We start from the raw sequence: 6,291 nt of genomic DNA on the forward strand, positions 1-6,291 counted from the left end.
CGACGCCGCGCGCGCCCCGCGCCGGCGCCTGCGGCAGCGCCGCTGGACGGCCCTCGCGCTCGCCGCCTGCGCGGTGGCCGCGCTGCTGGTCGTCCCCGCCGTCCTGCTGCGCTCGGGCGATGACGGACGCCACGGACGGGCGCACGGCCTGTCGGGGACGGCGAACCGTCCGCTGACCCTGCTGCTGCTCGGCTCCGACGCGCGCGCCGGGAAGGGCGCGAGCCGCGCCCACCCCGCGCGCTCGGACACGATGATGCTGGTCAGGCTGCCCGCCGACCGGAAGCACGTGACCGTGGTGAGCCTGCCGCGCGACCTGCTCGTCCGGCGGCCCGCGTGCGTCCGCGCCGACGGGCGGACCCTCCCGGCGCGGACGGCGCAGATCAACTCCGCGTTCAGCGAGGGCGGTGTTTCGTGCGCCGTCCGGACGGTGGAGGCGGTCACCCGCGTCCACGTGGACCAGACCGTGCTCGTCGGCTTCGCCGGATTCGCCCGCATGGTGGACGCCCTCGGCGGCGTGACCGTCACCCTGCCCCGGGCCGTGAACGACCCGGCGTCGGGACTGCGCATGGGCGCCGGCAGGCATCATCTCGGCGGCAGGGACGCCCTCGCGTACGCGCGCGTCCGGCACGGCATGGGGGACGGCTCGGACCTCGACCGCGCCAAGCGGCAGCAGCGGCTCGTCGCCGAGCTGGCGCGCGTCGCCCTCCGAACCATGCGCGACGACCCGATCCGGTTCGCCCGGTTCCTGCGGGCGAGCGCGGACTCGCTGGCGATGACGCCCGCGCTGAACCCGGAGAACCTCAAGGCGCTGGCCGAGAGCCTGCGGCACACCGATCCTGCGGAGGCGCGCTTCGCGACCCTGCCGTACCGCCCGAACCGGGCCGACCCCAACCGGCTGGAGGTGGACGAGTCCCGCACCGCGCCGGTCCTCGCCCCCTTCCGGCAGGTCAGATGAGTTCGAGGAGGCGGTCCACCTCGTCCTCGTCGTTGTAGTAGTGCACGGAGGCCCGGACGACCGCGTCCACGGCGTCCGGGTCGTATCCGTGCGTCACGGGCTGGGCGACGTTGACGTTGACGCCCCGGGCGCGCGCCTCCCGCACGATCTCGGCGGGCGGACGGCCGTCCACGGTGAAGGTGACGGTGCCGGACCGCAGCACCCCCCGGTCGTGGACGGTCACGCCCGGCTTGGCCGCCAGGCCCGAGCGCAGGCGCGTCGCGAGGACGTCGATGCGCGCGGCGATGGCGTCCATGCCGAGCGCGCTCGCGTAGTCGGCGGCCACACCGAGCCCGATCTGCCCCGCCATGTACCGCTCCCACGTCTCGAACCGCTTCGCGTCCGGACGCATCTCGTACCGGTCGGGCGCGTGCCAGTCGGCGGCGGCGTTGTCCAGCATCGGCGGCTCCAGGTCCGCCAGGACCTCCCGCCGCGCGTACAGGAACCCGGTGCCGCGCGGCCCGCGCAGGAACTTGCGGCCGGTCGCCGACATCAGGTCGCAGCCGATCTCGTCCACGTCCAGCGGGATCTGCCCCACCGACTGGCACGCGTCCAGCAGGAACAGCACGCCCGCCGCCCTGCACAGCCGCCCGACCTCCGCGGCCGGGTTGATCAGCCCGTTCGACGTCGGGACGTGGTTGAGCGAGACCAGCCGCACCCCGCCCTTGCGCAGCTCGGCCTCCAGCGCGTCGAGGTCGATCGTGCCGTCCGCGTCGTCGGGCACCACGTCCACCTGGACGCCGCGCTGCCGGTAGGCGATCGCGTTGCTGGAGTACTCGGTGGTCGTCGTCAGGACGCGCTCGCCGGGCGCGAACCGGATGCCGTAGAACGCCAGGTCCCACGCGCGGGTGGCGTTCTCCACGTAGGCGATCTCGTCGCCGTGCGCGCCGATCAGCCCGGCGACGGCGTCGTAGAAGCGGTCCAGGGCCTCGGCGTTCTCCTCGGCGGCCTCGTAGCCGCCGGTCATCGCCTCGAGCTCCAGGTGCCGGGTGACCGCGTCCATGACCGGGCGGGGCGGGAGGGCCGCCCCGGCGTTGTTGAGGTGCGCGACACGCGCGCATCCGGGGGTCTCGTTCCGGACCTTCGCGACATCGATCGTCATGATCACGAACGTACCCGCCGCACGCCGACCCGCCCAGACCGAAGGCCCCTCCACCGCCCCGGACTCCCGTGTCGGCACGGGGTCCGGAGGAATGTCGGAGGGCTGCGGCAGAGTGGTCCGGCGGACGGAGTTGACCTCAAGTTTGGTTGAGGTCGCAGGATGGGGGCTCCGGCGCACAGGACCTCGGCCGGAACCCTCGACCCACGGGCGGACGCACATGGACATGGAAGTGACCGCGTGGCACTCGCTGCACCACGCGATGAACGCCAAGGACGAACGCCGTCCCTTCTCGAAGGCGACGCTGCGCCGCATCGCGTCGTTCGCCCGCCCACACTCCCGCAGGATCACCGGGTTCCTGCTGGTCAGCGTGGTGCTCGCGGTGATCGCCGTGGTCACCCCGGTGCTCGCCGGACGCGTCGTCAACGCGATCGTCGGGCACCGCTCCTCCGGCGTGGTGGTCGCGCTCGCCGTGACCATCGCCGTGCTCGCGCTCGCCGAGGGCGGCCTCGGCCTGCTCAACCGGTGGCTGTCCGCGCGGATCGGCGAGGGCCTCATCCTCGACCTGCGCACCGCCGTGTTCGACCACGTCCAGCGGATGCCGGTCGCGTTCTTCACCCGCACCCGCACCGGCGCGCTGGTCTCCCGGCTCAACAACGACGTGATCGGGGCGCAGCGCGCGTTCTCCGACACGCTGTCCGGCGTGGTCAGCAACATGGTCACGCTGCTGCTCACCTTCGCCGTCATGGTCGGCATCTCCTGGCAGGTCACGCTGCTGGCGCTCGTCCTGCTGCCGGTGTTCGTGCTGCCCGCGCGCCGCATGGGCCGCCGCCTGGCCGGGCTGCGCCGCGAGGCCGCCGCCAACGACGCCGCCATGTCCACGCAGATGACCGAGCGGTTCTCCGCGCCCGGCGCGACCCTGGTCAAGCTGTTCGGACGGCCCGCCCGCGAGTCCGCCGAGTTCGCCGTCCGGGCCCGCCGGGTGCACGACATCGGCGTCCGCACGGCCATGCTTCAGCACGTGTTCATCACGTCCCTGACCGTCGTGTCCGCGCTCGCGCTGGCGCTGGTCTACGGCCTGGGCGGCTACCTGTCGCTGCGCGACCAGCTCGACGCGGGTGCGGTCGTGGCCCTCGCGCTGCTGCTCACCCGCCTGTACGCGCCGCTCACCGCGCTCGCCGGGGCCCGCCTGGAGGTGATGAGCGCGTTGGTCAGCTTCGAGCGCGTCTTCGAGGTCCTCGACCTGGAGCCGCTGGTCAAGGAGAAGCCGGAGGCGCTGCCCGCCCCCGAGGGCCCGGTGTCGGTCGAGTTCGACCACGTCCGGTTCGGCTACCCGTCCGCCGACAAGGTCTCGCTCGCCTCGCTGGAGGAGGTCGCCACCCTCGACACGCGCGGCGGCGTCGAGGTGCTGCACGACGTGTCGTTCCGCGCCGAGCCCGGCCAGATGATCGCGCTCGTCGGATCGTCCGGCGCGGGCAAGTCCACCATCGCGCAGCTGCTGCCGCGCCTGTACGACGTGGACGGGGGCGCCGTCCGGCTCGGCGGCGTGGACGTCCGCGACCTGTCCTTCGACGCCATCCGCGACACGCTCGGCATGGTCACCCAGGACGGCCACCTGTTCCACGACACGATCCGCGAGAACCTGCTGCTCGCCCGCCCCGAGGCCGACGAGGACGACCTGTGGGACGCGCTGCGCCGCGCCCGCCTGGACGACCTGATCCGCTCCCTGCCCGACGGCCTCGACACCGTCGTCGGCGAGCGCGGCTACCGCCTGTCCGGCGGCGAGCGGCAGCGCCTCACCATCGCCCGCCTGCTGCTGGCGCGCCCCCGCGTGGTCATCCTCGACGAGGCGACCGCGCACCTGGACTCCACCTCCGAGGCCGCCGTCCAGGAGGCGCTGAGCGAGGCCCTCGACGGCCGCACGGCGGTCATCATCGCGCACCGGCTGTCCACGATCCGCGCCGCCGACCAGATCCTGGTCATCGAGGCCGGCCGCGTCGTCGAGCGCGGCACCCACGACACCCTGCTCGCCCGAGGAGGCCGCTACGCCGAACTGCACGCCACCCAGTTCGCCGACCAGTCCCCGTCACCCGCCCCGTCGCCCGCTCCGTCCGCCGACGAGCCTCCGGCGACCGGCCGGGCCGCCGACCCGGCCCTGGCCTGACCGACCCGGCCATCCCCCCGAACGAGCGGCGATCCCGCGAGCCGCGCCGCTCCACCCGGATCCGGTCCGTTCCACTTCCCTGGGAACGGGCCGGATCCGGTTCACCGCGAAACGACAGACGGCCTTACCGTGCGGCCGGCCCTACCGTGCGGCCGGCCCTACCGTGCGGTCGGCCCTACGGGGTGACCGTGGAACCCGGACGATGGCCGCCGTCCTGCGAAAGCGGCGACCACCGTCCGGAGATCAGGATGCGACGAGCCGCTGCGCCATGACCGCCGCGCCGTGCATCCCCGCCAGGGGGCCGAGCTCCGCGGGCACCAGCGCGGGCGGAGACCGGAAGGTCAGGCGCGGGACGAGGCGTTCGGCGAGCGGCGGCAGCAGCGCGTCACCGGCCTCGGCCAGCCCGCCGCCGAGCACGATCCGGGACGGGTCGAGCACGAGCGTCGCGGCGGCCAGCGCGTCCGCGAGGGTGTCCAGCGCGAGCGACCAGACGTCGGCGCAGCGCGCGTCCCCGGCGGCGGCGCGCCGGACGACCTCCTCCGCCGGAATGCCGCCCGCCCGGCGCGCGATCGACGCCGCCGACGCGTAGGTCTCCAGGCAGCCCCGGTTCCCGCACGCGCACGGCTCGCCGCCCGGCCGGACGACCATGTGCCCGATCTCCCCGCTCCATCCGGACGAGCCGGGGTAGGGGGTTCCGCCCAGCACCATCGCGGCGGCGATGCCGGTGCCGATCGGCAGGAACAGGAAGTCACCGCCGGAGCGGCCCGCCCCGCGCACCGCCTCGCCGAGGCCGCCGGTCCGCACGTCGTGGCCGAGCGCCACGGGCAGCCCGAGGCGCTCGGCCACGAGCTTGCGCAGCGGCACGTCCCGCCAGCCGATGTTGGACGAGTTGACCGCCGTCCCGGTCGCCTCGTCCACCAGGCCGGGCACGGCGATCCCGGCGGCGCGGACGCCGGGGGCGCTCGCGGCCAGCTCCGCCGCGAACTCCACGATGGCGCGGACGACCGTGCCGGGGCCGTGCTCCCGGCCGGTGGGACGGCCCTCGGTGCGCAGGACCGTCCCGTCCGGGTCGATCAGCGCCCCTTTCATCGACGTGCCGCCGACGTCCAGGGCGACGACCGTCATTTGACCGAGCCGGCGGTGAGGCCGCCGACGAGGTACCGCTCGATAACGACAAAGAGGATCACAACGGGCACGATAGCGATGACCGAGGTGGCGAAGAGGAACTGCCAGTGCGCCTGGTACTGCGTGACGAACGACGGCGCGACCACGGTCAGCGGCTTGCGGTCGGGGGAGACCGTCACGGTCAGCGCGACGATGAACTCGTTCCACGCCGCGATGAACGTGTAGACGACGGCGGTGACCACGCCCGGCATCGAGATCGGCAGGGTCACCCGGGCGAGGGCGCCCATCCGGCCCGCGCCGTCCAGGAACGCCGCCTCCTCCAGCTCGCGCGGGATCGACGCGAAGTACCCGTGCAGGATCCACACGCAGAACGGCAGGTTGAACGCCGCGTTCACCAGGATCAGCGCGAGCAGCGTGTCGGTGAGGTTGAGCGCCACCATCTCCCGGTAGATGCCGATGACCAGCGCCGTCGGCGCGAACATCTGCGTCACCAGGACCAGCAGCAGGAACGCCCCGCGTCCCCGGAACCGGTTGCGCGCGGTGTAGTACGCGGCGGGCAGCGCGCACAGCAGCGTCACCAGCGTGGACGCGACCGCGACCTCCAGCGACACCGTCAGCGCCTTCCCGACGCCGGTGCCCTTCCACACGTCCGCGTAGTTCGACCACTGCCAGTGGGACGGCACGTACGTCCCCGGCGAGTGCGTGAGGTCGGACGGCGACTTCAGCGACGTCAGGAACATCTGCAGGTAGGGCAGCACGAACAGCAGCCCGACCATCCACCCGACGGCGGTGAGCAGCACCGTCCGCAGCCGCACCGGCCGCCGCCGCCCGGCCCGTCCCTGCCCGGGCCCGCTCCGCCCGGACCGTCCCCGCGCCGTCCGCCGCCCGGGGGAGGCCGCCGCGTCCGTC

5 protein-coding genes are annotated in these 6,291 nt (G+C 74.0%); 2 read left to right on the plus strand and 3 right to left on the minus strand.

Annotated features, from left to right (window positions below; translation table 11 throughout):
- On the plus strand, positions 1-955 hold a 955-nt coding region (locus DZF91_RS13595), incomplete at its 5' end, for an LCP family protein (protein WP_147341139.1).
- Here DZF91_RS13595 and DZF91_RS13600 read toward each other — a convergent pair.
- The gene (locus DZF91_RS13600; protein ID WP_117357839.1) at positions 948-2,096 is read right to left on the minus strand and encodes an aminotransferase class V-fold PLP-dependent enzyme; all 1,149 of its coding nucleotides are present in this window, start codon (positions 2,094-2,096) and stop codon (positions 948-950) included. The two genes, DZF91_RS13595 and DZF91_RS13600, sit on opposite strands and share 8 nt — an antisense overlap.
- A 217-nt stretch (positions 2,097-2,313) precedes the next feature.
- Here DZF91_RS13600 and DZF91_RS13605 point away from each other — a divergent pair, with 217 nt between their 5' ends.
- A complete protein-coding gene (locus tag DZF91_RS13605) occupies positions 2,314-4,257 on the plus strand; it encodes an ABC transporter ATP-binding protein (RefSeq protein WP_117357837.1) in 1,944 nt (647 codons plus the stop codon).
- 243 nt (positions 4,258-4,500) lie between these two features.
- Here the strand turns inward: DZF91_RS13605 and DZF91_RS13610 are convergent, their stop codons facing one another.
- Both DZF91_RS13610 and DZF91_RS13615 read right to left on the minus strand, forming a co-directional pair.
- Positions 4,501-5,382 carry an ROK family protein gene (locus tag DZF91_RS13610; protein ID WP_117357838.1) on the minus strand — a complete coding sequence of 294 codons (882 nt, stop codon included), beginning with the start codon at positions 5,380-5,382 and terminating at the stop codon, positions 4,501-4,503.
- Positions 5,379-6,291: carbohydrate ABC transporter permease (locus tag DZF91_RS13615; protein WP_328589166.1), on the minus strand; the 913-nt coding region annotated here is incomplete at its 5' end. The genes DZF91_RS13610 and DZF91_RS13615, both read right to left, overlap by 4 nt.

Origin of the sequence: Actinomadura logoneensis, assembly GCF_003428695.1 — a bacterium.
GTDB classification, from domain to species: Bacteria; Actinomycetota; Actinomycetes; order Streptosporangiales; family Streptosporangiaceae; genus Spirillospora; species Spirillospora logoneensis.